The organism is Limnohabitans sp. JirII-29, assembly GCF_003063395.1.
Taxonomy (GTDB): Bacteria; Pseudomonadota; Gammaproteobacteria; order Burkholderiales; family Burkholderiaceae_C; genus Limnohabitans.
The window spans coordinates 331,255-358,231 of the sequence record NZ_NESB01000001.1 but is presented as its reverse complement, the minus strand read 5'-3'; the positions used below and the strand labels follow the sequence as shown (position 1 = coordinate 358,231).

Annotated in this window: 22 protein-coding genes; 7 read left to right on the top strand and 15 right to left on the bottom strand. The window is 59.1% G+C overall.

Annotated features, from left to right (window positions below; translation table 11 throughout):
- Nucleotides 1-12 precede the first annotated feature (12 nt).
- Both iscR and uvrB read right to left on the bottom strand, forming a co-directional pair.
- A complete protein-coding gene (iscR, locus tag B9Z39_RS01735; RefSeq protein ID WP_100146060.1) occupies nt 13-549 on the bottom strand; it encodes a Fe-S cluster assembly transcriptional regulator IscR in 537 nt (178 codons plus the stop codon).
- 142 nt (nt 550-691) lie between these two features.
- A complete protein-coding gene (gene uvrB, locus B9Z39_RS01730; RefSeq protein ID WP_100146062.1) occupies nt 692-2,800 on the bottom strand; it encodes an excinuclease ABC subunit UvrB in 2,109 nt (702 codons plus the stop codon).
- A gap of 118 nt (nt 2,801-2,918) precedes the next feature.
- On the opposite strand from uvrB, the gene B9Z39_RS01725 reads away from it, so the two are divergent.
- A complete protein-coding gene (locus B9Z39_RS01725; protein WP_108300493.1) occupies nt 2,919-4,115 on the top strand; it encodes an amino acid aminotransferase in 1,197 nt (398 codons plus the stop codon).
- Nucleotides 4,116-4,125: 10 nt separating this feature from the next.
- Here B9Z39_RS01725 and ygiD read toward each other — a convergent pair whose 3' ends face one another.
- Nucleotides 4,126-4,947 carry a 4,5-DOPA dioxygenase extradiol gene (gene ygiD, locus B9Z39_RS01720; protein WP_108300492.1) on the bottom strand — a complete coding sequence of 274 codons (822 nt, stop codon included), beginning with the start codon at nt 4,945-4,947 and terminating at the stop codon, nt 4,126-4,128.
- A 106-nt stretch (nt 4,948-5,053) separates the two neighbouring features.
- Between ygiD and B9Z39_RS01715 the strand changes: the two genes are divergently transcribed.
- Together B9Z39_RS01715 and rsxB are read left to right on the top strand one after the other, a co-directional pair.
- On the top strand, nt 5,054-6,511 hold the full coding sequence (locus B9Z39_RS01715) for a polyhydroxyalkanoate depolymerase (RefSeq protein WP_108300491.1): 1,458 nt from the start codon (nt 5,054-5,056) through the stop codon (nt 6,509-6,511).
- Complete coding sequence (gene rsxB, locus B9Z39_RS01710) at nt 6,508-7,170, top strand: electron transport complex subunit RsxB (protein ID WP_108300490.1); 663 nt, start codon at nt 6,508-6,510, stop codon at nt 7,168-7,170. The genes B9Z39_RS01715 and rsxB overlap by 4 nt, the downstream gene beginning before the upstream one ends.
- Nucleotides 7,171-7,227: 57 nt before the next feature.
- Here the strand turns inward: rsxB and B9Z39_RS01705 are convergent, their stop codons facing one another.
- From B9Z39_RS01705 to scpA, 7 genes are all read right to left on the bottom strand, one after another.
- Nucleotides 7,228-8,193, bottom strand: a complete 966-nt coding sequence (locus B9Z39_RS01705; RefSeq protein ID WP_108300489.1) for a tripartite tricarboxylate transporter substrate binding protein — start codon at nt 8,191-8,193, stop codon at nt 7,228-7,230.
- 88 nt (nt 8,194-8,281) lie between these two features.
- The gene (locus B9Z39_RS01700) at nt 8,282-9,478 is read right to left on the bottom strand and encodes a M20 aminoacylase family protein (protein WP_108300488.1); all 1,197 of its coding nucleotides are present in this window, start codon (nt 9,476-9,478) and stop codon (nt 8,282-8,284) included.
- A 15-nt stretch (nt 9,479-9,493) separates the two neighbouring features.
- Nucleotides 9,494-9,979 carry a VOC family protein gene (locus tag B9Z39_RS01695; protein ID WP_100146076.1) on the bottom strand — a complete coding sequence of 162 codons (486 nt, stop codon included), beginning with the start codon at nt 9,977-9,979 and terminating at the stop codon, nt 9,494-9,496.
- Nucleotides 9,979-12,027, bottom strand: a complete 2,049-nt coding sequence (locus tag B9Z39_RS01690; protein ID WP_108300487.1) for an acetyl/propionyl/methylcrotonyl-CoA carboxylase subunit alpha — start codon at nt 12,025-12,027, stop codon at nt 9,979-9,981. Before B9Z39_RS01690 ends, B9Z39_RS01695 begins: the two co-directional genes overlap by 1 nt.
- Nucleotides 12,028-12,678: 651 nt before the next feature.
- Nucleotides 12,679-14,211, bottom strand: a complete 1,533-nt coding sequence (locus tag B9Z39_RS01685) for an acyl-CoA carboxylase subunit beta (protein WP_108300486.1) — start codon at nt 14,209-14,211, stop codon at nt 12,679-12,681.
- Nucleotides 14,212-14,241: 30 nt separating this feature from the next.
- Nucleotides 14,242-15,255, bottom strand: a complete 1,014-nt coding sequence (meaB, locus tag B9Z39_RS01680; RefSeq protein ID WP_108300485.1) for a methylmalonyl Co-A mutase-associated GTPase MeaB — start codon at nt 15,253-15,255, stop codon at nt 14,242-14,244.
- A gap of 29 nt (nt 15,256-15,284) precedes the next feature.
- Entirely contained in the window at nt 15,285-17,462 is a 2,178-nt protein-coding gene (gene scpA, locus B9Z39_RS01675; RefSeq protein ID WP_100146086.1) for a methylmalonyl-CoA mutase, read from the bottom strand.
- 109 nt (nt 17,463-17,571) lie between these two features.
- On the opposite strand from scpA, the gene B9Z39_RS01670 reads away from it, so the two are divergent.
- Nucleotides 17,572-18,207 carry a GntR family transcriptional regulator gene (locus tag B9Z39_RS01670; RefSeq protein ID WP_100146088.1) on the top strand — a complete coding sequence of 212 codons (636 nt, stop codon included), beginning with the start codon at nt 17,572-17,574 and terminating at the stop codon, nt 18,205-18,207.
- 19 nt (nt 18,208-18,226) lie between these two features.
- Here B9Z39_RS01670 and B9Z39_RS01665 read toward each other — a convergent pair whose 3' ends face one another.
- Nucleotides 18,227-19,168, bottom strand: a complete 942-nt coding sequence (locus B9Z39_RS01665) for a DMT family transporter (protein ID WP_108300624.1) — start codon at nt 19,166-19,168, stop codon at nt 18,227-18,229.
- Nucleotides 19,158-20,156 carry a tRNA dihydrouridine(20/20a) synthase DusA gene (gene dusA, locus B9Z39_RS01660; protein ID WP_108300484.1) on the bottom strand — a complete coding sequence of 333 codons (999 nt, stop codon included), beginning with the start codon at nt 20,154-20,156 and terminating at the stop codon, nt 19,158-19,160. The genes B9Z39_RS01665 and dusA overlap by 11 nt, the downstream gene beginning before the upstream one ends.
- Before the next feature lie 510 nt (nt 20,157-20,666).
- Here dusA and B9Z39_RS01655 point away from each other — a divergent pair.
- Nucleotides 20,667-21,644, top strand: a complete 978-nt coding sequence (locus tag B9Z39_RS01655) for a tripartite tricarboxylate transporter substrate binding protein (protein WP_108300483.1) — start codon at nt 20,667-20,669, stop codon at nt 21,642-21,644.
- A 40-nt stretch (nt 21,645-21,684) separates the two neighbouring features.
- On the opposite strand, the gene B9Z39_RS01650 is transcribed toward B9Z39_RS01655, so the two are convergent.
- From B9Z39_RS01650 to B9Z39_RS01640, 3 genes are read right to left on the bottom strand one after another with little or no spacing between them, the layout of a single operon-like run.
- The gene (locus B9Z39_RS01650) at nt 21,685-23,925 is read right to left on the bottom strand and encodes a molybdopterin cofactor-binding domain-containing protein (RefSeq protein ID WP_108300482.1); all 2,241 of its coding nucleotides are present in this window, start codon (nt 23,923-23,925) and stop codon (nt 21,685-21,687) included.
- A 2-nt stretch (nt 23,926-23,927) separates the two neighbouring features.
- Nucleotides 23,928-24,383 (bottom strand): (2Fe-2S)-binding protein, encoded by a 456-nt coding sequence (locus tag B9Z39_RS01645; protein WP_233248893.1) that lies wholly within the window; start codon nt 24,381-24,383, stop codon nt 23,928-23,930.
- 19 nt (nt 24,384-24,402) lie between these two features.
- Nucleotides 24,403-25,275: a fumarylacetoacetate hydrolase family protein gene (locus tag B9Z39_RS01640; protein ID WP_108300480.1), complete on the bottom strand. Its 873-nt coding sequence runs from the start codon at nt 25,273-25,275 to the stop codon at nt 24,403-24,405.
- Between the two features lie 88 nt (nt 25,276-25,363).
- On the opposite strand from B9Z39_RS01640, the gene B9Z39_RS01635 reads away from it, so the two are divergent.
- Together B9Z39_RS01635 and B9Z39_RS01630 are read left to right on the top strand one after the other, a co-directional pair.
- Nucleotides 25,364-26,041, top strand: coding sequence for a GntR family transcriptional regulator (locus B9Z39_RS01635; RefSeq protein WP_100146101.1), 678 nt, complete (start codon nt 25,364-25,366; stop codon nt 26,039-26,041).
- Between the two features lie 40 nt (nt 26,042-26,081).
- Nucleotides 26,082-26,945, top strand: coding sequence for a polysaccharide deacetylase family protein (locus B9Z39_RS01630; protein WP_108300479.1), 864 nt, complete (start codon nt 26,082-26,084; stop codon nt 26,943-26,945).
- The last annotated feature ends 32 nt before the right edge of the window (nt 26,946-26,977 follow it).

The following is a 26,977-nucleotide window of genomic DNA, read 5'->3' as shown; positions in this document are numbered from 1 at the left end:
GAAAAAAAGGGGTTAGCTTTTGGCGAAGGCGTTGCCCAAGGCAAACACCGAATTGGGGGCGTTCACACGGATAGGCTTCACGACAGGCATGCTGGAGATGGCACGGCGGATCGCAGGTTTGTTTTCAATTTCCACGCCCTTGGCCAATTGTTCGTCGACCAGTTTTTGCAAGGTGACGGAGTCTAAAAACTCGACCATGCGCTGGTTCAACGATGCCCACAACTCGTGGGTCATGCAGCGGCCTGTTTCGCCCAAGCAGTTTTCTTTGCCGCCGCAGTGGGTGGCATCGATCGGCTCGTCCACCGACACGATGATGTCGGCCACGGTGATGTCCGCCGCCTTGCGACCTAGCGAATAACCACCGCCAGGGCCGCGGGTGGACTCGACCAGATCATGGCGACGCAGCTTGCCAAACAGCTGCTCCAGGTAAGACAGCGAAATTTGTTGGCGCTGGCTGATGGCCGCCAAGGTGACGGGCCCGTTGTTTTGGCGCAAGGCCAAATCAATCATGGCGGTCACAGCAAAACGACCTTTGGTGGTGAGACGCATGGCAAGCTCCTTTCAGGGGTGAGGCCTTTGTCGACTAATAGAGTCAACTATACCATAAACCCCATTGATTTGCTCAGGTACTCTGCTCCCCTGCCGATCTGTCGACGACAAAAGTCAGGCGTAAACCCTAACATCGCGGCCATCAGGCCTTTTGCGCCAACACCACCACATTGTCGTGACCTGCACCACCAAAAGCCTGCTCGCGCAACGAGGCCAACTGGTCGCGCACACGAGCCGCATTTTCGAACTCCAAGTTGCGTGCGTGCTCCATCATGAGCTTTTCCAATCGCTTGATCTCTTTGGCCACATCGCGCTCGCTCATGTCCTCGACCTTCGCCTTTTGAATCTCTCGGGCCTGCGCCTCTTTGCCCGCTTTTTCGCTGTAAACGCCATCGATCAAATCGCGTACTTGCTTGAACACCCCGCGTGGCGTGATGCCATGGGCTTCGTTGTGCGCAATCTGCTTGACTCGGCGACGCTCGGTTTCGCCAATCGCTTTTTTCATCGACTCAGTCATGCGGTCAGCGTACAAAATGGCTTTGCCACTCAGGTTACGAGCCGCCCGGCCAATGGTCTGAATCAAGCTACGCTCTGAGCGCAAAAAGCCCTCCTTGTCGGCGTCCAAAATCGCCACCAAAGACACCTCGGGCAAGTCAATGCCTTCACGCAACAAGTTGATGCCCACCAGCACATCAAAAGTGCCCAGACGCAGATCTCGCAGAATTTCCACGCGTTCCACCGTGTCAATGTCGCTGTGCAAGTAGCGCACTTTGACGCCGTTGTCGGTCAAGTAATCGGTGAGCTGCTCAGCCATTCGCTTGGTCAGCGTGGTGATCAAGACACGCTCTTTCAAGTCGACGCGGATGCGAATTTCTTGCAGCACATCGTCCACTTGGTGCGTGGCGGGTCGCACTTCGACCAAGGGGTCGACCAAACCCGTCGGACGTACCAGTTGCTCCACCACACGGCCTGCGTGGGTCTTCTCGTAATCAGCAGGTGTGGCCGACACAAACACCACTTGGCGCATGCGTTTTTCAAACTCTTCCAGCTTCAGGGGACGGTTGTCCAAGGCGCTGGGCAAGCGAAACCCGTACTCCACCAAGGTGGTTTTGCGTGCCCGGTCGCCGTTGTACATGCCCCCGAGTTGACCAATCATCACGTGGCTTTCGTCCAAAAACATCAGCGCGTCTTTGGGCATGTAATCGGTCAAGGTGCTGGGTGGCGCACCGGGGGCTGCGCCCGATAAATGACGGGTGTAGTTCTCAATGCCTTTGCAGTGGCCTACCTCAGACAGCATTTCCAAGTCAAACCGGGTGCGTTGCTCCAGGCGTTGCGCCTCCACCAACTTGTTCATGCCGACCAGTTCTTTCAGGCGCTGCGCCAACTCCACCTTGATGGTCTCGACCGCTGCCAGCACCCGGTCACGCGGGGTCACGTAATGGCTCGATGGGTAAATCGTGAAACGCGGGATTTTTTGCCGAATGCGTCCGGTCAGCGGATCAAACAACTGCAAGCTCTCGATCTCGTCGTCAAACAACTCAATGCGAATCGCCAACTCCGAGTGTTCAGCGGGGAACACATCGATCGTGTCGCCCCGCACACGGAACTTGCCACGCGCGAAGTCGTGGTCGTTGCGCTCGTACTGCATGCGCACCAACTGAGCAATCGCATCGCGTTGGCCCACCTTGTCACCAGCACGCAGCGTCATGATCATCTGGTGGTAGCTCTCGGGCTCGCCAATACCGTAGATGGCCGACACCGTGGCCACCACAATCACATCACGGCGCTCCAAGATGCTCTTGGTGCAACTCAAACGCATTTGTTCGATGTGCTCGTTGATGGCACTGTCTTTCTCAATGAACAAATCACGCTGTGGCACATAGGCCTCGGGCTGGTAGTAGTCGTAGTAGCTGACGAAATACTCCACCGCGTTGTTGGGAAAAAACTCACGAAACTCGCTGTAGAGCTGCGCTGCCAAGGTTTTGTTGGGCGCAAAAATAATGGCCGGTCGTCCCAATTGGGCGATCACGTTGGCCATGGTGTAGGTCTTGCCCGAGCCCGTCACCCCGAGCAAGGTTTGAAACACCTCGCCGTCGTTGATGCCATCGATCAACTCGGTGATCGCCGTCGGTTGATCGCCCGCAGGCGGGTACGGCTGGTACAGCTCAAACGGTGAGCCGGGGTAGCGCACCATCTGCCCCGTGGCGGGTAAAACAGTGGCATCAGAGACAACTTCAAAGGGTGTGGGCATAACTTGGCAAAAAAACAATCAAGCTGGCCCTTAAAATTCAGGCCAAGCGCACTAGCCTACCGCAGACTGCGCGTTCTGCCCCAAACCCCTTCTGTTTATCTGTGATCAAGGACTGACGATGTCAATGTTTACCGCTGTCGAAATGGCACCCCGCGACCCTATCTTGGGTTTGAACGAGCAATTTGCCGCCGACACCAACCCCAACAAAGTCAACCTCGGCGTGGGCGTGTACTTTGACGACAACGGCAAACTGCCCCTGCTGGACTGCGTGCAACAAGCCGAAAAAACCATGATGGCCAAGCCCACTGCGCGTGGCTACCTGCCCATCGACGGCATTGCCGCCTACGACAGCGCCGTCAAAGGCCTGGTGTTTGGCGCCGACTCCGAGCCCGTCACGTCTGGCCGTGTGGCCACGGTGCAAGGCATTGGCGGCACCGGTGGCTTGAAAATTGGCGCTGACTTTTTGAAGCACCTCAGCCCCAACGCCACCGTGTTGATTTCGGACCCCAGCTGGGAAAACCACCGCGCCTTGTTCACCAACGCGGGCTTCAAGGTTGAGACGTATGCCTACTACGACGCCGCCAAGCGCGGCGTGAACTTTGAGGGCATGCTGGCGTCGCTCAACGCCGCCGCGCCTGGCACCATCGTGGTGTTGCACGCGTGCTGCCACAACCCCACCGGCTACGACATCACCCCCGCCCAGTGGGACCAAGTGGTGAGCGTGGTCAAAGCCAAAAATCTGACCGCCTTTCTCGACATGGCCTATCAAGGTTTTGGCCACGGCATCGCCGAAGACGGCGCAGTGATTCAAAAATTTGTCGCTGCAGGTCTGTGCTTTTTTGTCTCCACCTCATTCTCCAAAAGCTTCAGCTTGTACGGCGAACGCGTGGGCGCTTTGAGCGTTCTGTGCGCCGACAAAGAAGAAGCAGGCCGCGTGTTGAGCCAACTCAAAATCGTCATTCGCACCAACTACTCCAACCCACCCATCCACGGCGGTGCCGTGGTAGCGGCCGTGTTAGGCAACCCCGAGTTGCGAGCCTTGTGGGAAAAAGAACTGGGTGAGATGCGCGTGCGCATCAAAGCCATGCGCCAAAAGCTGGTCGACGGTTTGAAAGCTGCTGGTGTGAAGCAAGACATGAGCTTCATCACCACCCAAATCGGCATGTTCAGCTACTCAGGCCTGTCCAAAGACCAAATGGTGCGTCTGCGCAACGAGTTCGGTGTCTACGGCACCGACACCGGCCGCATGTGCGTGGCAGCGCTCAATAGCAAGAACATCGACTACGTTTGCGCCTGCATCGCCAAGGTGATGTAAGCCAAAGCGCTCAGTCCCAAATGACTGAGCGCATCGCGATCGATGCCAGCTGGTAACCCTCGTTGAAAAATTCCACGCTGTCCCCTGGCTCTGCCGCGCCTGCGGCATACAGCAAAGGCAAGTAGTGGTCGTAGCTGGGGTGAGACATCTGCGCGATGTTCCCCTGCGCTTGAAAGTCCACTAAGGCCTCGTTGTGGCCGGCCCTGATTTGATCCGCCACCCATTGGTCAAACGCAATCGCCCAATCGTAGGCTTGGTTGTCGGCGGCTGAGCGCTGCATGGTGCGCAGGTTGTGCACCGTGTTGCCACTGGCCATCACCAACACACCCTGATGCCTGAGGCTGCGCAATTGTTGGCCCAACGCATAGTGCTCAGCCATGGGGCGGTGGTAGTCGATGCTCAGTTGAACCACAGGAATATCTGCCTCAGGAAACATGGGCTTCAAAACACCCCAACAACCATGGTCCAAACCCCATTGGTCCAAATCCAGACCCACAGCTTCACCGCTGGCCGGTTGACGCAGCAATTGCGCAGTGTGCGCCGCCCACTCTGGCGCGCCAGGTGCGGGGTATTGCTGTTCAAACAGTTCTTGCGGAAAGCCACCAAAGTCGTGAATGGTTTTGGGGTGTGCCATGCCTGTGAGCCACCAACCCTGGGTGATCCAGTGGGCTGAAATACAAAGTATCAGTTTGGGCTTGGGCCAACGGGTGCCAAACTGAGGGCCAATGCGCTGCCACTCACGGCGAAACGGGCTGTCTTCGATCACATTCATGGGACTTCCGTGACCGACAAAAAGAACGGGCATCTGTGGTGTGGCGTGAGGTGTTGTCATGGCTTGTTTAAGACAAAAATAAAGGCTTTGTCGATTGGAGGACAGACTCCATTTTCACCCTATCTTCAGCTGTTATATTGCACTGCAACATATTTGAGATCCCCCCATGCTTTACCAAATCTTCGAAACCCAGCGCACCTTGATGGAGCCATTCGCAGACTTTGCGCAGGCTGCCTCCAAGCTCTACAGCAACCCACTCTCTCCATTGGGTCAGAACCAACTGGGTCAACGCATTTCTGCGGGTTACGACTTGCTCTACCGCTTGGGCAAAGACTACGAAAAGCCCCAGTTCGGCATCCAATCGGTCAAGGTGGACGGTGTGGACGTGGCCATCCATGAACGCATTGAAGTGGACAAGCCGTTTTGTGAACTGCGCCGCTTCAAACGCTACACCGACGATGCACACACCCTGACCAGCCTCAAAGGCCAACCTGTGGTGCTGATCGTTGCGCCCTTGTCGGGTCACTACGCCACCTTGTTGCGCGACACCGTCAAGACCATGCTCAAAGACCACAAGGTCTACATCACCGATTGGAAAAACGCCCGTCTGGTGCCGCTGAGCGACGGCGAGTTCCACCTCGACGATTACGTCAATTACGTTCAAGAGTTCATCCGCTACTTGCAAGGCCATTACGGCAACTGTCACATCATGAGTGTGTGTCAACCTACCGTGCCGGTGTTGGCAGCTGTGTCCTTGATGGCCAGCCGTGGTGAAAAAACACCGCTGACCATGACCATGATGGGCGGCCCTATTGACGCTACAAAATCCCCCACGGCGGTCAACAACCTGGCCATGAACAAGAGCTTCAGCTGGTTTGAAAACAATGTGATCTACCGCGTGCCTGATAACTTTCCAGGTGCTGGCCGTCGCGTCTACCCAGGCTTTTTGCAGCACACCGGCTTTGTAGCCATGAACCCGGATCGCCATTTGAAGAGCCATTACGACTACTTCAAAGACCTGATCAAGGGCGACAACTCCAGCGCCGAGTCGCACCGCCAGTTCTACGACGAGTACAACGCCGTGCTCGACATGGACGCCGATTACTACCTGGAAACTATCAACACCGTGTTTCAAGAGTTCAAGCTGGTGCGTGGCACTTGGCAAGTGAAATCTGAAAAGGGACAGCTAGAGCTGGTTCGTCCACAAGACATCCGAGGCACCGCGCTGCTCACGGTGGAAGGTGAGTTGGATGACATCTCGGGTTCGGGTCAAACCGTGGCCGCGCACGACTTGTGCACGGGCATCGTGCGCCAAGAGCACCACCACTTGGAGGTGCCAGGTGCTGGTCATTACGGCATCTTCAGCGGACGCCGCTGGCGCGAGGTGGTGTACCCACACGTCAAGAGCTTCATCTTGGAACATCAAAAAGCGTCCGTGGCTCAAAAAGCCGTCAAAGCCAGCACAGCCGCAAAGCCAAAAGTCACGCGCCCTGCGGCCAAAAAAGCAGTCGCTGCGGCTGCCCAAGCTACCCCAGTGGCTGTGAAAAAAGTGTCTGCCCGCTCGGCGCCAACCTCTGTTGCAGCCAAGCCTGCGGCCAAGAAAGCTGTGCGCGCGAAAAAGTGAGTCTGATTCAACGTCTCAACGACGCCCTGCCACAGACACAGTGCACGCGCTGCGGCTACCCCGACTGCAAAAGCTACGCCCAAGCAATCGCCGAGGGTGAGGCCCGCATGAACCAGTGCCCTCCTGGGGGCCAGGAAGGTGTGCAGCGCTTGGCCGCCATCCTGGGCCAAGCCGAGCTTCCATTGAACGCTGAACACGGCGTGGAAGGCCCACGCCAAATGGCCGTCATCGACGAGGACTGGTGCATTGGTTGCACGCTTTGCATCGCCGCCTGCCCGACAGACGCCATCTTGGGCGCCAACAAACGCATGCACACCGTGATTGAGGCCTATTGCACGGGCTGCGAGTTGTGCATCCCCGTGTGCCCTGTGGACTGCATCCAACTCGAACCCGTTGATCCGCAACGCACCGGATGGGCCGCTTGGTCACCCGAACAAGCCACTCAGGCACGCGCGCGCTACGACTGGCACCAGCAACGCAGTGCCCGCGAGACACAAGAAAACGCGCAACGGCTGCAAGCCAAAGCGCTCAAAAAATTAGCCGACTTACCTGCCCACACCCACGGTGCCGAGGGCGCTGGCAGCGCGCCTGAAGTGGACCGCAAGCGCGCCATCATCGAAGCCGCCTTGGCCAAAGCCAAAGCACGCGCGCAAAGTTGAACGGCCCCTGTTGGGGTCGTTTCACACATGGGAACAGGCGCTTGCCGCCTGCTCGCTTCACTCGATGCGTGCGCCCGAGGCCTTCACAATTTGACCCGCCGTGTCCCAGTCCGCACGCAGCACACGCTGGAACTCGTCCGACGACATGGCTCCCGGCTCAACCCCCAACTTGGTGAAGCGCTCTTGCACCACAGGGTCAGCCAATACCTTGGCCATGGCCGCGTTGATGCGGTCCACCTCGGCTTTGGGTGTGGCTGCTGGGGCCAACAAGCCAAACCAGGAATCGAATTTGAATCCTGGCAAACCCGCCTCGGCCACCGTAGGCAACTCAGGCATGAACTTGGAGCGCTGGCTGCCGGTGTAGGCCAGCAACTTGATGCGCGGGTCTTGGCGGAACCCCGCCACACCGATGGTGGCCGACGTCACACCTTGCACGCGACCGGCCAGCACTTCGTTGACTGCGTCGCCCGTGGACTTCATCGGAATGTGCTGCATGCTGGCACCTGCTTTGGCCAGGAACGAGGCCATGCCCAAATGCGTGGCGCTGCCGTTGCCCGCCGAGGCGTAGTTGAACTGACCCGGCTTGGCCTTCAAGGCGCGCACATACTCGGCCATGTTGTTCACGCCCATGTTGGCAGGCGCAGCCACCACGTAGCCCGAATAGCCCAACAAGGCCACGCCCACAAAGTCTTTCACGGGGTCATAGGGCAACTTGGCATACAAATGCCCAGCCAGGTTGTGGCTGGCAGCAGCCAGCACCAAGGTGTTGCCATCCGCTGCTGCATGGGCCACTTGCGCCGTGCCCACCGTGCCGCCTGCACCCGCGCGGTTTTCCACCAGCACCGTGGCACCCAGGGCTTGGCCCAGCTCGTTGTTGAAGGTGCGTGCCAAGGTGTCTTGCACCGCACCGGGTCCGAAGGGCACCACCAAATGCACCACGCGTTGCGCCCAAGCGGAACCCAGGGAGCAAGCGCCCAATGCCAGCGCCAGAGTCAGGCGGCGCAGTGTGTGTGAAGAAGACATAAACATCCTTGTTGCATCAAATAAAAACCGAATCTCAGTCGCCGCAAATGCGTTGGCCCGCACCTCGCCAGATGAGACATCAAACCATTCAGGGGCGTGCCAGCCAACGCTCCACCAAGCGCACAAAATAGCTTGCACCCACCGGAATGATGGCGTCGTTGAAGTCAAACGAGGTGTTGTGGATCACGCAGGCACCGGGCCCATGGTCGGGCATGCGGTGGCCGCCATCGCCGTTGCCAATGAAGGCATAGCAACCGGGCTTGGCGCGCAGCATATGGGCAAAGTCTTCGGCGGTCAGCACGGGCTCGAAGGCGTCGTTCACGTCCTGCACACCCACGATCTCGCGCATCACCTCGGCGGCAAACTGGGCTTCAAACGCATGGTTCACCACGGGGGGCGAGGCCCGCACAAAGCTCACCTCGGCTTGGCAACCATGGGCCAATGCTGTGTGTTCTGCGGTGCGGCGCAATGCGGCCTCCAGCACATCCAAGGCTTCAACGGAGAACGTGCGCACCGTGCCGCCCACCCAGGCCACATCAGGAATCACATTGGGCGCGCCAGAGCCCTGAATTTGCGTGACCGCCAGCAGCACCCGCTCACGCGAGTCGATCACCCGGGGCACCAAGGTTTGCAACTGCTGCGCCAAGTTGATGGTGGCTGCCACCGGGTCGGTACCGGTGTGCGGCATGGAGGCATGGGTGCCACGCCCGCGCAGCGTGACGCGCCAAGTGTTGCTCGACGCCATCAAAGCGCCGTGGTTCAGTGCAAACGATCCAGCCTTGGCACCCAAAGAGAAGTTGTGCAAGGCAAACACCGCCTCACAAGGAAAGCGCTCAAACAAGCCTTCATCGATCATCTTCTTGGCGCCCGCCTTGCCCATTTCTTCGGCAGGCTGAAAGATGAAGTTCACCGTGCCGGCAAAGTCACGGCGTTGCGACAGCTGCCAGGCGGCCGCCAGCAGCATGGTGGTGTGGCCGTCGTGACCGCAGGCGTGCATGCGCCCGTCGTGCTGCGAGCGGTGGGGAAAGTGGTTGTCTTCTTGCAGGGGCAGCGCGTCCAAGTCGGCGCGCAAGCCAATGCTGTGTGGCCCCTCGCGCCCGTGTAAGACGCCCACGACCCCGGTGTGGGCGATGCCCGTGTGCACCTCCAGCCCCCAGCTGCGCAAACGCTCGGCCACGATGGCGCTGGTGCGGTTTTCGTCGTACCCCAACTCGGGATGGGCGTGGATGTCACGCCTGAGTTTTACAAAATCTGAATACTCGTCAAAACACGTCAACACCGCCATGCAGGCCCCTTCGGTTTAAGAAGCGGCCAGTTTACTGAAGGCGCTCACCACCTCAGGGGGCGCTTGCACCAATTCAATCAACACGCCCTCACCACCAATGGGGAACTCGTCGTTGGCCTTGGGGTGAAGGAAGGTGATGTCAAACCCCGCCGCACCTTGGCGGATACCGCCCGGCGCAAAACGCACGCCTTGGGCGCTGAGCCAGGCCACGGCCTCGGGCAGTTTGTCGATCCACAAGCCCACATGGTTCAAGGGTGTGGTGTGCACCGCTGGCTTTTTGTCTGGGTCCAAAGGCTGCATCAAATCGACTTCGACCTTGAAAGGCCCCACGCCCATGGCGCAAATGTCTTCGTCCACGTTTTCGCGTTCGCTTTTGAAAGTGCCCGTCACCTCCAAGCCAAACATGTCAACCCAGAGTTTTTGCAAGCGGCCTTTGTCGGGGCCACCGATGGCGATTTGCTGGATACCCAGCACTTTGAAGGGGCGTGTTGTTTCAGACATCACTCAAACTCCACAATCATCTGATCCACCGTGAGTGACTCGCCTTTGTTGGCCACCACGCTCTTGATCACACCATCTTGGGTGGCGAACAACACGTTCTCCATCTTCATGGCTTCGATCACGGCCACGCGTTCACCGGCTTGCACTTTTTGGCCGGGCTTGACAGCCACATCCACCAGCAAGCCGGGCATGGGCGACAACACATAGCGGCTCAAATCGGGCGGTGCTTTGTACGGCATGAGTTGGTGCAACTCGGCCATGCGCGGCGACATCACCAAGGCATCGATGCGGGTCCCGTTGTGCTGCACTTGCAGCACCAGTGGGTTTTTCAAGGTGCCCCGCTCCACCTGCGCGGTGAAGGGCTGACCGTTGACCGTGCCCTCAATGCGCACATCGTTCAAACGCGAGTGACTTTCGATGGCATATGACTTGGTGCCCACCTGGATGGTGGCCACACCGCTTTGGCCACGGAACTCGTCCACATGCACAGCCTTGTAGCTGTTGTGGCCTTGCGCCCCCAGCACCACCACGGTGTAGTCCTGGCCAATTTTGACGTCATAGCCCGGCAACTGACCGCTCAGGTTGGCGGCACGTTCGCGCGACTTGCGGCGCACAAAGGCGGCCAGCGCCACCAAGAAGTCGGGGGCGTCGTGCGGCACGTCTTCGGCGCGGAACCCGTGGGCGTATTGCTCGGCAATGAAGCCCGTGTTGAAGTCGCCCGAAACAAACTTGGGGTGCGCCAGCAAAGCCGCTTGGAACGGAATGTTGGAGCTGATGCCACGAATGACAAAACCGTTCAAGGCTTCGCGCATCTTGGCAATCGCTTCGTTACGGTCTTTGCCGTGCACGATGAGCTTGGCGATCATCGAGTCGTAGAACATCGGAATCTCACCACCGTCTTGCACCCCAGTGTCCACCCGCACGCCAAACAAGTTGGCCGTGTTGCCCTGGAACATGGTTTGTGCCGGTGTTTGAAAGCGCACCAAGCGCCCGGTCGAGGGCAAGAAGTTGCGGAACGGGTCTTCGGCGTTGATGCGGCACTCGATGGCCCAGCCATTGCGCTTCACATCGGCTTGCGTGAGCGGCAGCTTCTCGCCTGCGGCCACGCGAATCATCAGTTCCACCAAGTCCAAGCCCGTGATGGCTTCGGTCACCGGGTGCTCCACTTGCAGGCGGGTGTTCATTTCAAGAAAGTAAAAGTCTTGATCTTTGCCGACCACAAACTCCACCGTGCCTGCCGATTGGTACTTCACCGCCTTGGCCAACGCCACCGCTTGTTCGCCCATGGCTTTGCGGGTGGCGTCGCTGATGAAAGGCGACGGCGCTTCTTCGATCACCTTTTGGTGGCGACGCTGGATGGAGCACTCACGCTCGTTCAAATAAATCACGTTGCCGTGGCTGTCGCCCAGCACCTGAATTTCGATGTGGCGGGGTTCGAGCACGTACTTCTCAATGAACACGCGGTCATCGCCAAAACTGTTGCGCGCTTCGTTGCGACACGAGGTGAAACCTTCGAAGGCTTCTTTGTCGTTGAAGGCCACGCGCAGGCCTTTGCCGCCGCCGCCTGCCGAGGCTTTGATCATCACGGGGTAGCCAATGCCTTTGGCAATCTCCACCGCTTGCTCAGCGGTGTCGATGGCGTCGTTGTAGCCGGGAATGGTGTTGACCTTGGCTTCGAGCGCCAGCTTTTTGGAAGCGATCTTGTCGCCCATGGCGGCAATGGAATGCGCCTTGGGACCGATGAAGGCAATGCCCTCTTCTTCGCATCGTTTGGCGAAATCGGTGTTCTCGCTCAAGAAACCGTAGCCAGGGTGAATGGCCTGCGCGCCAGTGGCTTTGGCCGCTGCAATGATTTTCTCGGCCACAAGGTAAGACTCACGCGAAGGTGCGGGGCCCAGTAACACCGCCTCATCGGCGAGTTGCACATGGCGTGCTTCTTTATCGGCTTCGGAGTACACGGCCACGGTTTTGATGCCCATTTTGTGGGCGGTGGCGATGACACGGCAAGCGATTTCGCCGCGGTTGGCAATCAGAATTTTGGTAAACATGTGTATTCCTTATTCGGGTATCAGTTCAATTTTTTGCTGTGCTCGCTTTGGGCATGCCGTGAGTTGCTGAGCTCGCCACGGGCGCGGCGTATCCGCCTCCGCTCATGTCCCCCGCCCTTCGGGCTCCTCCTTCACTTCGCTGCGGCGGACACACCGCACCCATGGCTGCGAAGTGCTCCACAGAATGCGGGCTACCCGCTTGCGCGTCTGCGAAGTGCGTCACAGCGCTCGGACTGCCCGCTTGCGCGCCAGCAAAGTCCGTCACAGACAAGGGGCTACCCGTCTCCCCTACCGCAATAAAAAGCGCTGCATCAAGCGGGTAGCCTGAGCGCTTTGCGTAGGTAAAGGAGGAGGCCGAAGGCCGGGGGACACGGAGCAAAGCGCTCAGGCTACCCGCGACCGCAAACTCTGTCGCACGAAGCGAGTTGCCTGGGCGCTTTGCGCAGGTAAAGGAGGAGGCCCAAGGCCGGAGGACACGGAGCAAAGTGCTCGGGCTACCCGCGACCGCAAACTCTGTCGCACGAAGCGAGTTGCCTGGGCGCTTTGCGCAGGTAAAGGAGGAGGCCGAAGGCCGGGGGACACGGAGCAAAGCGCTCAGGCAACTCGCCCTCCCTAACCGACGTTTCAACTCAGTGTTCCTCATAAGCCAACTCAAAGCGGAATGTTGCCGTGCTTGCGCCACGGGTTGTCGATCTGCTTGTCTTTGAGCATCACCAACGAGCGGCAAATGCGCTTGCGGGTTTCATGCGGTTGAATCACATCGTCAATGAAGCCACGCGCACCCGCCACAAACGGGTTGGCAAAACGGACCTTGTACTCGGCTTCTTTGGCAGCCAGCTTTTCCGGGTCGCCCTTGTCTTCGCGGAAGATGATCTCCACCGCGCCCTTGGCCCCCATCACCGCAATCTCGGCATTGGGCCAGGCAAAGTTCACGTCACCACGCAGGTGCTTGGACGCCATCACGTCATAGGCACCGCCATAGGCCTTGCGGGTGATCACGGTGATCTTGGGCACGGTGCACTCGGCATAGGCGTAGAGCAACTTGGCACCGTGTTTGATGATGCCGCCAAACTCCTGGCTGGTGCCTGGCATGAAGCCGGGTACATCCACAAAGGTGATCACGGGGATGTTGAAGGCATCGCAAAAGCGCACAAAGCGCGCGGCTTTGATGGAGCTCTTGATGTCCAAGCAGCCAGCCAACACCAAAGGTTGGTTGGCCACAATGCCGACGGTTTGACCAGCCATGCGGGCAAAGCCGATCAAGATGTTTTTCGCGTAGTCAGGTTGCAGCTCGAAGAAGTCGCCATCGTCCACGGTTTTGACAATCAGCTCTTTCATGTCGTAGGGCTTGTTGGGGTTCTCGGGCACCAAGGTGTCCAAGCTCACATCCATGCGGTCGGTCGGGTCCCCGTTGTGGCGCACCGGCGCTTTCTCTTTGTTGTTGAGCGGCAGGTAGTTGTAGAGACGGCGCAGCATCAGCAAAGCTTCGACGTCGTTTTCAAACGCCATATCGGCCACACCGCTCTTGGTGGTGTGGGTCAATGCGCCGCCCAGCTCTTCGGCGGTCACTTCTTCGTGCGTCACGGTCTTGACCACTTCGGGGCCCGTGACAAACATGTACGAGGTGTCTTTGACCATGAAGATGAAGTCGGTCAGCGCTGGCGAATACACCGCACCACCGGCAGAGGGTCCCATGATCATGCTGATTTGCGGCACCACGCCGCTGGCCATCACGTTGCGCTGAAACACGTCGGCATAACCGCCCAAGCTGGCCACACCTTCTTGAATGCGGGCGCCACCTGAATCGTTCAAGCCAATCACGGGTGCGCCCACTTTCATGGCTTGGTCCATGATCTTGCAAATCTTTTCTGCGTGGGTTTCCGACAAAGCGCCGCCATACACGGTGAAGTCTTGGCTGAACACAAACACCAAGCGGCCGTTGATCATGCCGTAGCCTGTGACCACCCCATCGCCCGGAATTTTGTTGCCTTCCATGCCAAAGTCGGTGCAGCGGTGCTCAACAAACATGTCCCACTCTTCGAAGGTGCCTTCGTCAAGCAACACCTCAATGCGCTCACGTGCGGTCAGTTTGCCTTTGGCGTGTTGCGCATCGATGCGCTTTTGGCCGCCGCCCAAACGCGCCGCAGCACGCTTTTGTTCCAGTTGTTCAAGGATGTCTTGCATGGTTGCACTCGCTTTCAAGGAAGATGGGTTTCAGCTCTGCGCTTGGTAGGCGCTGAGCAGTTGTCTCGCAGCGGTCGAAGCAGCCAACTGCCCCGCCGCCACTTGTTGGCTGAGTTCGGGCAGCAGCGCTTGCACGCGCGGCTGCGACCGAAAAGTTTGTTTCAAACCGGCGTCGATGCGCTCCCACATCCACGACAGCGCTTGACTCTGGCGGCGCGTCTCAAAGCGGCCATTGTGTGTTTGCAAGCCCTTGAATTCGCTGACAGCAGCCCAGAACGCATCCACGCCCTGGTTGTGCAAGGCGCTGATTTGCAGCACCTTGGGATGCCACACGCTGTCGTCGCCGTGTAGGTGGCCCGACGAGGCATGCATGCCCAGCAATTGCAAAGCACTGGTGATTTGCAATTGCGCACGGGTGGCGGCGATGGCGTCTATGTCAGCCTTGTTGATGACCACCAAATCCGCGATCTCCATCACGCCTTTTTTGATGGCTTGCAAATCGTCGCCTGCATTGGGCAGTTGCAGCAAACAAAACATGTCGGTCATGTTGGCCACGGCGGTTTCGCTTTGGCCCACACCCACGGTCTCAACAATCACCACGTCATAGCCTGCGGCTTCGCACACCAACATAGACTCGCGGGTTTTCTCAGCCACGCCGCCCAAGGTGCCGCTCGATGGGCTGGGGCGGATGTAGGCCTGCGGGTGCACGCTCAAGTGCTCCATGCGGGTTTTGTCACCCAAGATAGAGCCCCCCGACACGCTGGACGATGGGTCCACCGCCAGCACGGCCACACGGTGGCCCTGGGCAATCAAATACAAACCCAAGGCTTCGATGAAGGTGGACTTGCCCACGCCCGGCACCCCACTGATGCCCAGCCTGAACGACTGGCCAGTGTGCGGCAGCAGGGCGGTCAGCAAAGCGTCGGCCAACACGCGGTGGTCGGTGCGGGTGGATTCGAGCAGCGTGATGGCCTTGGCCATGGCGCGGCGCTGCACCGCAGCGTTGCCGTGCAGCAGCCCGTCAAGCAATTGCTCAGGTGTCATACCTTGCCTTGGTGTCCGTTGGCGCAGCGTTAGCCCAAGGCCTTTTTGATTTGCTCCAACACGTCTTTGGCACTAACCGGAATGGGCGTACCCGGGCCGTAAATGCCTTTGACGCCTTGTTCGTACAAGAGTTCGTAGTCTTGGCGTGGAATCACACCACCGACGAAGACGATGATGTCGTCGGCGCCTTGTTTTTTGAGCTCGGCAATGATGGCGGGCACCAGCGTCTTGTGGCCCGCCGCCAGGGTGGACACGCCCACGGCATGCACATCGTTTTCAATCGCTTGGCGGGCGCACTCTTCAGGGGTTTGAAACAGCGGGCCCATGTCCACATCAAAGCCCAAATCGGCATACGCGGTGGCCACCACTTTGGCGCCACGGTCGTGACCGTCTTGGCCCAGCTTGGCAATCATCACGCGCGGACGGCGGCCCTGTTGGTCAGCGAACGCGGCAATCTCAGCCTTGAGCGCATTCCAATAGGCCATGGTGTCTCCTTCGGTAGAGGCCGAGTCATAGGCCGCAGCGTACACACCCGTCACCTTTTGCGTGTCGGCGCGGTGGCGGCCAAACACTTTTTCTAGCGCATCGCTCACCTCGCCCACCGTGGCACGCAAGCGCATGGCTTGGATGGTCAGGTCCAGCAAGTTGCCTTGGCCCGATTCAGCCGCAGCCGTGAGCGCGTCAAGCGCGGCTTGCACCCCGGCACTGTCACGCGTGGCTTTGATGTGCTTCAAGCGTTCAATCTGGCCATCGCGCACGCGCACGTTGTCGATGTCCAAGGTGTCGATCGGGTCTTCTTTGGCCAGCTTGTATTTGTTGACACCCACGATCACGTCTTTGCCCGAGTCGATGCGGGCTTGTTTTTCGGCCGCTGCTGCTTCGATCTTGAGCTTGGCCCAGCCGCTGTCGACCGCCTTGGTCATGCCGCCCATGGTTTCGACTTCTTCGATGATGGCCCAGGCTTTGTCGGCCATCTCTTGGGTCAACGATTCCATCATGTAGCTGCCAGCCCAGGGGTCGATCACGTTCGTGATGTGGGTCTCTTCTTGAATGATCAACTGGGTGTTGCGGGCAATGCGCGACGAAAACTCGGTGGGCAAGGCAATGGCTTCGTCAAAACTGTTGGTGTGCAAGCTTTGCGTGCCACCAAACACGGCGGCCATGGCCTCGATGGTGGTGCGCACCACGTTGTTGTAGGGGTCTTGCTCGGTCAGCGACCAGCCCGAGGTTTGGCTATGGGTGCGCAGCATCAAGCTCTTGGGGTTTTGCGCGTCAAAGCCCTTCATGATGCGGCACCACAGCAAGCGGGCGGCGCGCATTTTGGCAATCTCCAAATAGAAGTTCATGCCCACGGCCCAGAAGAACGACAGGCGCGGCGCAAACGCATCCACGTCCAGGCCCGAAGCCATCGCCGTCTTCACATACTCTTTGCCGTCGGCCAGGGTAAAGGCCAACTCCAGTGCCTGGTTGGCCCCCGCCTCTTGCATGTGGTAACCCGAGATCGAGATCGAGTTGAACTTGGGCATGTGCTGCGCGGTGTAGCCAATGATGTCGCCAATGATCTTCATCGACGGCTCGGGCGGGTAGATGTAGGTGTTGCGCACCATGAACTCTTTGAGGATGTCGTTTTGAATCGTGCCCGACAGCTTGTCTTGGCTCACGCCCTGCTCTTCGGCGGCCACCACATAGCCGGCCAACACGGGCAGCACGGCACCGTTCATGGTCATCGAGACCGACACTTTGTCGAGGGGGATCTCGTTGAACAAGATCTTCATGTCCTCGACCGAGTCAATCGCCACCCCGGCTTTGCCCACGTCACCGGTCACACGGGGGTGGTCGGAGTCGTAGCCACGGTGGGTCGCCAAGTCAAACGCCACCGACACACCCTGCCCGCCTGCGGCCAACGCTTTGCGGTAGAACGCATTGGACTCTTCGGCGGTCGAAAAACCTGCATATTGGCGAATCGTCCAGGGTCGTACGGCATACATGGTGGCTTGGGGGCCACGCAAAAACGGCTCAAACCCGGGCAAGGTGTTGGCATACGGCAGGTGCTGGGTGTCTTCGGCGGTGTACAGCGGCTTGACGCTGATGCCGTCTGGGGTCTTCCAATTCAAGGCATTGAGATCACCGCCTGGGGCCGATTTGGCGGCCGATTTGGCCCAGGCTTGGAGGTTGGAGGCGTTGAATTCGGTCGGCTTTTGGCTCATGGCAAGTCACTCGTGAAGGGAGGGTTGACCCCCGGTTTTTCGAATCCGGGGCATCATATCATTCATAATTATTGATGCAAAATATTATCTGAGCTTACAATTTCACCCCATGTCTGCCGTCACCCTCACCCCACGCGCCCTGTACGAAGAAGTGGCTGAACTCTTGCGTCAGCGCATTTTTTCAAGCGAACTCGCGCCCGGCAGCTGGATTGACGAGATGCGCCTGGCCGAGGAATACGGCATCAGCCGCACCCCCATGCGCGAAGCCCTGAAGGTGTTGGCCGCTGAGGGCTTGGTGACGATGAAGGTACGCCGCGGCGCTTATGTGACCGAGGTGAACGACAAAGACCAGCGCGACGTCTACCACCTGCTGGCCTTGCTGGAATCAGATGCCGCTGGCGTAGTGGCCCAAAACGCCAGTGACGCACAACTACAGGACTTGAAGTCCTTGCACCAAGAGTTGGTGGCTTGCGTGCATGACACCGAACGTTTTTTTGAAGTCAATGAGCGTTTTCACATGCGCTTGTTAGAGATCGCCGACAACCGCTGGCGCGACCAAATGGTGGCCGACTTGCGCAAGGTGATGAAGCTCAACCGCCACAACTCGCTGCTCAAAAGTGGGCGCATTGAAGAGTCATTGAGCGAACACCAAGCCTTGTTGGACGCGCTGCTGGCGCGCGACGCGACAGCCAGCGTGCAGCACATGAAAGCCCATTTCGAAAATGGTCTGGAAGCCGCCAGTTAAAGCGGCACAGACCACGCCGTTAACGCAGCGCGGAGGAATGGTTATTTTCTGATGACTTGGTGACCATGACCAGGCCCACACCGGACAAGATCAACAGCCCGCCTGCCAAGTGGTACCAGCCCAAGGATTCACCCAACACGCCCCAGGCCACCACAGCGGCATACAAGGGACCGGCATAAAGCATGACAGCCACCCGACTGGCCCCCAAGACCTTGAGGGTCCAGCCATAAATCCAATAGGCGGCCACGCCAGGTATCAAGGCTGTAGCCAGCATCTGCATCAAGGCCTGCTGGCCCAAGGCAGGGGCATCGGTGGCAAACAGTTCATACACCGCAAACGGCAAGATCACCACCACGCCACCTGCGCACATGGTGGCCAGACGAGCCATCGACCCCAGCGGGCTGTGCCACTTTTTTTGCAGCAACGAAAACGCGGCCCAAGCGAACGCCGAACACACGACCCACAGATCCCCCACCACAAAATGCAGTTGGGCCAAGTGGGTCCACTCGCCGCGCACCACCACATGCACCACGCCTGACAAAGACAGCGCCACCCCGAGCGCCTGCCACACAGAGAACCGCTCGCCCAACCACAACACCGAGCCGACGGCAATCAACACCGGCGAGGCGGCATAAATCAGTGAAATGTTCATCGCGCCCGTGCTCTGTGCCGCGATGTAAACCCAGGCACCGCAAATCCACATGCCACACGCCCCCAGCACCAAGCTTTGCGGCCAGGCTTTGATCACTTCACGCCGCATGCGCCACAGCTCTTGACGCGACCACCAGGCCAAGATCACACCGGCCAAGGTCCACCGTCCCAGCGCCAACACATGGGGGGTCACCACCCCAGGGGCCTGGCGCGCCACCACCAAGTTGACCGTCCACAGCAAGGGCATGAGCCACACCAACACCAGGGCGATACGCAGCTTGGTCTGCGCACGTTGTGCTTCAGTCGGCATGGGCGGGCTTTTCTGCACCACGTGCCAGCGCTTCACGCGCCAGCTGCATGACCTCATGGGGTGGCAAAGGTTTGAGTTTGTGATTGCTCCAGACCTGACGCCACAAGCGCCCTCCTCGCTCGCCGTGGTAGAGCCCCAGCATGTGACGGGCAATGGCATACCAGGGACATCCATCCTCCGCGTACGCGCGCGCCATGTAGCGCACCATGGCTTCTTCCACCGCTTCGCGGCTCAGTGGTGTCGCAGCCGCACCAAAAAACTCAGCGTCCCAGCTGCTGAGCAGCCAAGGGTTGTAGTAGGCCTCGCGCCCCACCATCACGCCATCGGCATGTTGCAGGTGGTCGGCAATTTGCGCATTGGTGGTGATGCCGCCATTGACAGCAATCGTCAGCGCAGGAAAGTCTTGTTTGAGTTGATACGCCAGCTCGTAGCGCAGCGGCGGAATTTCACGGTTCTCTTTGGGGCTCAAGCCTTGCAACCACGCATTGCGTGCGTGAACGATGAACACGCGACAACCCGCGTTGCTGACTTGCCCAACAAAATCGCGCACAAAGTCATAGCTTTCTATTTTGTCAATGCCGATGCGGTGTTTGACCGTCACCGGCACATTGACCACATCCAGCATGGCTTTCACGCCATCGGCCACCAAGGCGGGTTCGTTCATCAAACAGGCGCCAAAGGCACCACGCTGCACTCGGTCGCTGGGGCAGCCACAGTTGAGGTTGATTTCGTCATAGCCCCACTGTTCGCCCAATTTGGCGGCATGGGCCAAATCAACCGGATCACTGCCACCGAGTTGCAGCGCCACCGCATGCTCTTCGGCGTTGAAGCGCAAATGACGCTGCACATCGCCGTGGCGCAGCGCGCCCGTGGTCACCATTTCGGTGTACAGCAAGGTGTGTTGGGTCAGCAAACGGTGGAAGTAGCGGCAATGCCGATCGGTCCAATCCATCATGGGCGCCACGCTGAGGCGGTGACGACTCAGCATTGTTTTGGGTTCTACTGGCAAAAAATACTCAAGGATTGATGGTTCAAGTGGGCAAGCCACGCAGCGTGTCAACAAAAGAAAACACCACCGATGGCACAGATGCCTATTATCGCAATGCTGATTGCCAGGCCATCAACTTGACGCGTATGCGAGAGGCACGTACTTGAGCCTCTGAACTTCTGGGCAGCGCTGCAATCAGTTGCTCAGAATTACCACGCAAGATGGCCAGCGGCGTTCTCAGCTCGTGCGAACACACACATCCACCACATTGGTTTCGGGATCAAAGTTGATTTCCCAAACATGCTTCAAAGTTTGTACCTCGTTGAGCGCATCGGATAGGCCAACAAACTGAATTCACGCTGACCGAGAACAGCCAAGAGCTGATGCCAAAACGCTTTGCGATTGATCACATGATGTGCTTGATGCACTCAGCTTCTCGTCGGCTGCGTGACAGAGGGTACTCACACCATAAGGAATACTGCATGCTTACACACACCTCAGATCACTCACATGCACTGTTTTATTCGTCGCTCTGGTTGGGTGGGTTTGCTTGCGCTGTTGATGCTGCCAGCCCTCCATGCGCAAAGCTATCCCTCGCGCGCCATCACCTTGGTGGTCCCCTTTGCCCCTGGCGGGGGCACCGACAGCATTGCACGTGACATGGCCAAGTCCTTGTCCGAAAAATTAGGTCAGCCTGTGGTGGTGGACAACAAAGGCGGTGGCGGTGGCGCGCTTGGTGCCAATGCCGTGGCCAAGAGCGCCGCCGATGGCTACACCTTGCTGTTTGCTACCTCGACTTTTGTCACGAATGCCGCGTCTGAGGCTTCGGGCAATTACCAGATCGAGAAAGACTTCGCGCCGATCGCCATGATCGGTCGCGGCCCTTTGCTGGTGGTGACCAGCAAGTCGCTGGGGGTCAAAACTATGGCGCAGTTGAAAACCACTGTGGCCACCATGCCCCAAGGCGTGGACTTTTGCTCGGCGGGCAATGGCAGCATCAACCATTTGTCCGGTGAGTTGTTTCGCCAGCACAGTGGCTTGAACTTGACGCATATTCCCTACAAAGGCAGTGGGCCAGCCACCATCGACTTGCTGGCCGGTCGCGTGCAGTTGTTCTTTGCCACGGTGCCCACCATCCTGCCCTATGTGCGTGACCAACGGGTGGAGTTGCTGGCGGTGACCAGTGCCAAGCGCTCACCTTTGTTTCCCAACACACCGACCATGGTCGAGTCCGGCTACAAAGACTTTGACATTTCAACCTGGTGGGGGGTGCTGGCACCTGCCAAAACACCCAAAGCAGTGTTGGACAAGCTCAACCAAACCATCCACGAAGTGGCCGCACATGAGCCTGTGCGCACGCGTTTGATGCATGAAGGGGCAGAGGCCATCAGCGGTTCCCCCGAAGAGTTTGGCCGCACGCTGTCGCACGAGTTGGTGCAGTGGCGTGCGGTGGCCAAAGCCGCGGGCTTGCGCACTGACAAGCCTTGAGACAACGCAGCATCACAGGAGGCTCAAGCCCCCCGTGACATCAAGCCTTTGACAAACCCGCTTTGACCCGGTCTGGTGTGAGCGGCAAGCGCCGAAAGCGCACGCCTGTGGCATCGAACACGGCATTGGCCAAGGCTGCACCTGTCGGTCCTTGCGAAGCCTCGCCCGTGCCTAAGAACGGCGCGCCTGGGCGGTCGATCAACACCACCTCGACGGGCGGCACTTCCGAGAAGGTCAGGATGGGGTAGCTGGCCCAGTCGCTCGAGAGCACCTTGGTGTCGTCGAACTTGACTTCTTCTTTGAGCGACCAGCTCAGCGACTGAATCAAACCGCCTTCGATTTGGTTGCTCACGCCATCGGGGTTGACGATGTGGCCCACATCCGCCGACGCCACCGCACGCAGCACACGAATGCGGCCATTACGACGGTTGACTTCGACCTCTAGAGCCACGGCGCAGTAGCCCGCGATGTTTTTGTAGCGGGCAAAGGCGATGCCGCGTCCACGGCCTTCGGTCTTTTTCCAATCGGCCCAGCCAAAGGCTTTGGCCGCTTTGACCAAAGTATCGCGAGCGCGCTCATCCTTCAAAAAGCGCAAACGGTACTCCACCGGATCGACTTTGGCAGCCGCTGCCAATTCGTCGATGAACGACTCGATGGCAAACACGTTGGCATACGCCCCCAGACCTCGGGTGGACGAGGCTCGCAGCGGCATGTCGGTGATGAAGTGGGTCAACACCTTGTGGCCGGGGAAGTCATACAAGGCAATGGCGTTGCGGTCAGCCGCGTAATTGGGCGGACCACCATTGACGGGCACTGGTAAGGTGAAAGGCTTTTCCAGATAGCGCGCCGACAACAAATTGCCCGGCTCGCCACTGGGGCGTGTGCCGTGTGGCGTGGACCAAACTTGCAAGTCCCAATCGAGCACATGGCCTTGGACATCCAGGCCCGCTTGAACCTGAATTTCCATGGCCGAGCCATAGGGCTCCCAGGTGTGCTCTTGCTCGCGGGTGTATTGCAAGCGCACAGGGTTGCCGGGTACGGCTGCCGCCAACAGCGCGGCATCGGCAGCAGCGTCGTCGGCCAGGTTGTGACCGTAGCAACCAGCGCCTTGCATGTGTTGGCAGCGCACCTTGGCGGGCTCCATGCCGAGCATCTTGGCAATCGCCACGCTGGTTTCAAACACCGACTGGCTGTGGGTTTGAATCAACATCACCCCATCTGCACCCAAGGTGGCAATGGCCGCCGAGGTACCGATGGACGCATGCATGTGGTACGGGCGCTGGTAGGTGGCCTGCATGGTTTTCGCCACGGGCTCGCCACCGGCACGCACTTGTGTTTTGGTATCGATGAGTTTGTTAGGCTTGGTTTTGCGCAGCCATTCAAAGATGCCCTCATGCCCAGGCAACACTTTGTCGACCTGCCACTTGGCCGAAGCGGCCATGGCTTTGGCAGCAGCCAGCGCTTGTTCTTCGCGCTTGGCCACCACACCCAAGAAGCTGCCATTGCGCACGGCCTTGACCACGCCCGGCATTTTTTGCACCGCCGCCAGATTGACCGACAGCAGCTTGGCTTGGTAGGTGGGCGGGCGCACGATGTGGCCAAACAACATGCCCGCAGGACGCTGTTCTTGCACAAACATGGCTTGGCCCAACATCTTGGGCGTCAGATCTACCCGGTTCACGGAGTGGCCGATGTAGCGGTGGCGGTGTGCCGGCTTGGGTTTGACTTGGCCGGTGGCCTCGCGGTTGAGGGCCTCGCCCGAGACCAAGTCCCAATACGCCACTTGCTCACCACCGATGGCGCTGACCAGGCCGTCGTGCACGCTCAAGGTGTCGAGGGGTTGTTTGAGTTTTTCAGCTGCCAAGTCGAGCAGGATGGCGCGCACTTCGGCAGAGGCGTATTGCACGGCAGTGCCGCAGTTGGGCATGGAGAACGAGCCGGCAGTCACGCCCTCGTTGGGCACCAAGGCGGTGTCGCCCGAGATGACCTGCACACGCGACAAGTCGATGTCGAGTTCGTCGGCACAAATTTGCGTGACGGCGGTCAAGATGCCCTGCCCCAGCTCCACCTTGCCGACCAACAAGGTGACGGTCTGGTTGGCGTTGACGCGCAGCCACGCATTGAGTTTGCGGTGGGTGTTGAGGGATCCTGGCAAGCGCGGTTTGGTGTTGACCGCAGCGGTTTGGGACAAAGCGGCATCCAAAGGAATGCCAAAGGCTAAGGAGACATAGCCGGTAGCCTTCAAAAAACCACGGCGGCTAGAGGTGAGTGTGTGGTTCATGATCAAGCTCCCTTCGCCGCACGCAGCACGGCACGCACGATGCGGTTGTGGGCACCGCAGCGGCACAAATTGCCGTCCAAGGCCGAGCGCACTTCGGCGTCGGTGGGTTTGGGGTTGCGGTCTAACAAGGCCTGGGCTTGGATGATCATGCCCGAGGTGCAGTAACCGCACTGGGCAGCTTGCTCGTCAATGAAGGCCTGTTGCAAGCGGCTGGGTTGCTGGCCATCTTTCAAGCCTTCCAAGGTGGTCACCGCGCGACCTGCCACCGACGACAGCGGTGCGGCGCAACTGCGCACCGGGTTGCCATCGACCAAGACAGCACAAGCGCCGCATTGGGCTTTGCCACACCCGAACTTGCTGCCATTGATTTGAAAATCGTTGGCCAGCACGGTGAGCAAAGGCGTGGCCTCTGCCGCCGGGCTGCGCACCGATTGGCCATTGAGTTTGAAGCTGATCACGGGTGTCTCCTTGAATTTTTTATTGCTCGTCGATGATGGGATTGGACAAGATGCCAATGCCCTCGATCTCGATCTCGCACACATCGCCAGGTGCCATCCACACGGGTGGGTTGCGGGCATAGCCCACGCCTGCCGGGGTGCCGGTGATGATGACGTCGCCGGGTTCGAGCGTCATGCACTCGGTGATGATGCGCAAGGACTCGACCACGTCCCACAAAAAATCTTTGGTGTTGGCGTCTTGCATGACCTTGCCGTTCAGACGTGACTGGATGCGCAGACCTGCGCCACCCGGTGGCAGCTCGTCGGGCGTGACCAGCCAAGGGCCAAAGGGGCCGCTGTCGTCAAAGTTTTTGCCAATCGTCCACTGGCCGGACTTGCGCTGATAGTCGCGCAAACTGCCGTCGTTGAAACACGAGTAACCCGCGACGCAGTCCAAAGCATTGGCAGCGGTCAGGTGACGCGCACGTTTGCCGATGATGACGGCCAACTCGGCCTCGTAGTCGAGCTTGGTGGAGGCTTTGGGGCGCACCAGCGGTGCCAGGTGGCCCACCATGGAGCTTGGACCACGCAAGAAAAAGCTGGGGTAGTCGGGCCTGGCGTTGCCGCCTTCGGCGGCGTGGTCGGCGTAGTTCAAGCCCATGCACACGATCTTGCTGGGGTTGGGAACCACAGGCAACAAGCTCACGCTCGCCAAAGGTTTGATGGCAGAGGCCGGTGCTTTTTGTGCGGCGGCATGGGCGGCAGCCAAGGCACCCGGTGTGGACAACAAGGTCAGCATGTCACGGGGCAGATTGGCACCGGTCAACGCCAGATCGACAAACTCGGTGGCTTGTGCGTTGGCAACCCAGCCGACGCCCGATTGGCCCTGTTCTTGAAAACTCAGCAAACGCATTTTTAATCCTTCAAGGGAAAAAGAGATGGTCGGATAATATCGATAATTCAAGCTTAGATAAATTTTTATCGATGAATCATGTCGCCTTATGAACACTGCCACCGCGCCTGAAACCACCGCATCACTGACCGCTAGCACTTATGAGCGCTTGCGCGCTGATGTGCTCAACGGTCATTGGACGCCTGGCAGCAAGCTGGGCATTGAGGCCTTGCGTGCCCACTACGGCACAGGCGCCACACCTGTGCGCGAAGCCCTCAACCGCTTGGCGGCCGAAGGCTGGGTGCAGCACTTGGAGCAGCGCGGGTTTGCCGTGGCCTCGGTCAGCGAAGACGCACTGCGTGAGTTGGCCAAGACTCGGGTATGGGTGGAAACCTTGGCCCTGACCCAAGGCCTGCAAGCGCGCACCCCTGAGTGGGAAGAACGCTTGGTACTGGCCTTGCACCGCTTGTCCAAAACACCGCGCTCTTTGTATGCCGACCGCTACGTCGAAAACCCCGCCTGGGAAAAACTACACCGAGAGTTTCATCAGGTGTTGGTCTCTCAATGCGGCTCGCGCTGGCTGATTGGTTTTTGCGAACAGCTCTACGACCAGGCCCACCGCTACCGCCAGTTGGCGGTGAAAAAGTCGTACAAGCGCCGCCACGAACTCGACGAACACAAAGCCATGGTGGATGCCGTGCTGGCCGGTGACGCCAACGCCGCTTGCCAAGCCCTGGCGGGCCACTATGAAAAAACCGCTGGCATCATTTTGAACAGCACGCTCTGAAACACCCCCACCGATTCAACGTCACCCGAAGCCCTACCCCATGAACCACACACCTCACATCACCCGACTGTCCGACGACTTCCGCTGGCCTGGTGGCCGCCGCGTAGCCGTGATTTTCAACATTGCCTACGAAGCTTGGTCGGATGGACAAGCCCCGGGCATTGGGCCCATGGGCAATGTGCTCAAGCCCGGCTTCTTTGACACCAACGCCCATTCATGGGCCAGCTTTGGCATGGTGCGCGGCATCCACCGCTTGCTCGACTACGCCGACAAACGGGGCGTGAAAACCAGCATCATGGTCAACGGCGTGCTGGCCGAACGCGACCCCGACACCGTCAAGTCGCTGCACACGCGGGGCCACGAAATCGTCAATCACTCATGGGGCATGGATGTGATTCCTGTCTACTTTGACGAGGCCCAAGAGCGCGAGAACATCCGAAAGAACGACGAGATCTTGACCCGCGTGGCAGGCATCAAGCCCACCGGCTGGATCAGCCCACGCGGCACGGGCAGCCCCATCTCATCGCGCCTCTTGGCCGAAGCCGGCTACCTGCACCACGGCGACTGCAACGACGACGATCGCCCTTATGTGATGGACTTTGGTGGACGCCGCATCGTCGGCATCCCACTGACGATGGATGTGAACGACTTGCCCACTTGCATCCGCTATGGCCAAGGTCCGCGCCACATGCTCGACACCTTTGTCGACACCTTCACCGCCATGCGTGAGCGCGAACACGCGCCGCTGATGCTGGACGTCACCGCCCACACCCATGTGATGGGCCGCGCCTCAGGTGCTTGGGTGTATGACGAAATCATGGCCATCGTGGCCCAGCATTCGGATGTGTGGGTGACCACCCGCGAAGAAATGGCCAAGTACGTGTTGAGCCAAACCGCTGCTTGAGTCTCTGCACCCAAGCTCACCCCTCACCATGA

Coding starts and splice junctions, on each gene's coding strand:
- iscR (WP_100146060.1), bottom strand. CDS start 549: ATGCGTCTCACCACCAAAGGTCGTTTTGCTGTGACCGCCATGATTGAT.
- uvrB (WP_100146062.1), bottom strand. CDS start 2,800: ATGCCCACACCCTTTGAAGTTGTCTCTGATGCCACTGTTTTACCCGCC.
- B9Z39_RS01725 (WP_108300493.1), top strand. CDS start 2,919: ATGTCAATGTTTACCGCTGTCGAAATGGCACCCCGCGACCCTATCTTG.
- ygiD (WP_108300492.1), bottom strand. CDS start 4,947: ATGACAACACCTCACGCCACACCACAGATGCCCGTTCTTTTTGTCGGT.
- B9Z39_RS01715 (WP_108300491.1), top strand. CDS start 5,054: ATGCTTTACCAAATCTTCGAAACCCAGCGCACCTTGATGGAGCCATTC.
- B9Z39_RS01705 (WP_108300489.1), bottom strand. CDS start 8,193: ATGTCTTCTTCACACACACTGCGCCGCCTGACTCTGGCGCTGGCATTG.
- B9Z39_RS01700 (WP_108300488.1), bottom strand. CDS start 9,478: ATGGCGGTGTTGACGTGTTTTGACGAGTATTCAGATTTTGTAAAACTC.
- B9Z39_RS01695 (WP_100146076.1), bottom strand. CDS start 9,979: ATGTCTGAAACAACACGCCCCTTCAAAGTGCTGGGTATCCAGCAAATC.
- B9Z39_RS01690 (WP_108300487.1), bottom strand. CDS start 12,027: ATGTTTACCAAAATTCTGATTGCCAACCGCGGCGAAATCGCTTGCCGT.
- B9Z39_RS01685 (WP_108300486.1), bottom strand. CDS start 14,211: ATGCAAGACATCCTTGAACAACTGGAACAAAAGCGTGCTGCGGCGCGT.
- meaB (WP_108300485.1), bottom strand. CDS start 15,255: ATGACACCTGAGCAATTGCTTGACGGGCTGCTGCACGGCAACGCTGCG.
- scpA (WP_100146086.1), bottom strand. CDS start 17,462: ATGAGCCAAAAGCCGACCGAATTCAACGCCTCCAACCTCCAAGCCTGG.
- B9Z39_RS01670 (WP_100146088.1), top strand. CDS start 17,572: ATGTCTGCCGTCACCCTCACCCCACGCGCCCTGTACGAAGAAGTGGCT.
- B9Z39_RS01665 (WP_108300624.1), bottom strand. CDS start 19,168: ATGCCGACTGAAGCACAACGTGCGCAGACCAAGCTGCGTATCGCCCTG.
- dusA (WP_108300484.1), bottom strand. CDS start 20,156: ATGCTGAGTCGTCACCGCCTCAGCGTGGCGCCCATGATGGATTGGACC.
- B9Z39_RS01655 (WP_108300483.1), top strand. CDS start 20,667: ATGCACTGTTTTATTCGTCGCTCTGGTTGGGTGGGTTTGCTTGCGCTG.
- B9Z39_RS01650 (WP_108300482.1), bottom strand. CDS start 23,925: ATGAACCACACACTCACCTCTAGCCGCCGTGGTTTTTTGAAGGCTACC.
- B9Z39_RS01640 (WP_108300480.1), bottom strand. CDS start 25,275: ATGCGTTTGCTGAGTTTTCAAGAACAGGGCCAATCGGGCGTCGGCTGG.
- B9Z39_RS01635 (WP_100146101.1), top strand. CDS start 25,364: ATGAACACTGCCACCGCGCCTGAAACCACCGCATCACTGACCGCTAGC.
- B9Z39_RS01630 (WP_108300479.1), top strand. CDS start 26,082: ATGAACCACACACCTCACATCACCCGACTGTCCGACGACTTCCGCTGG.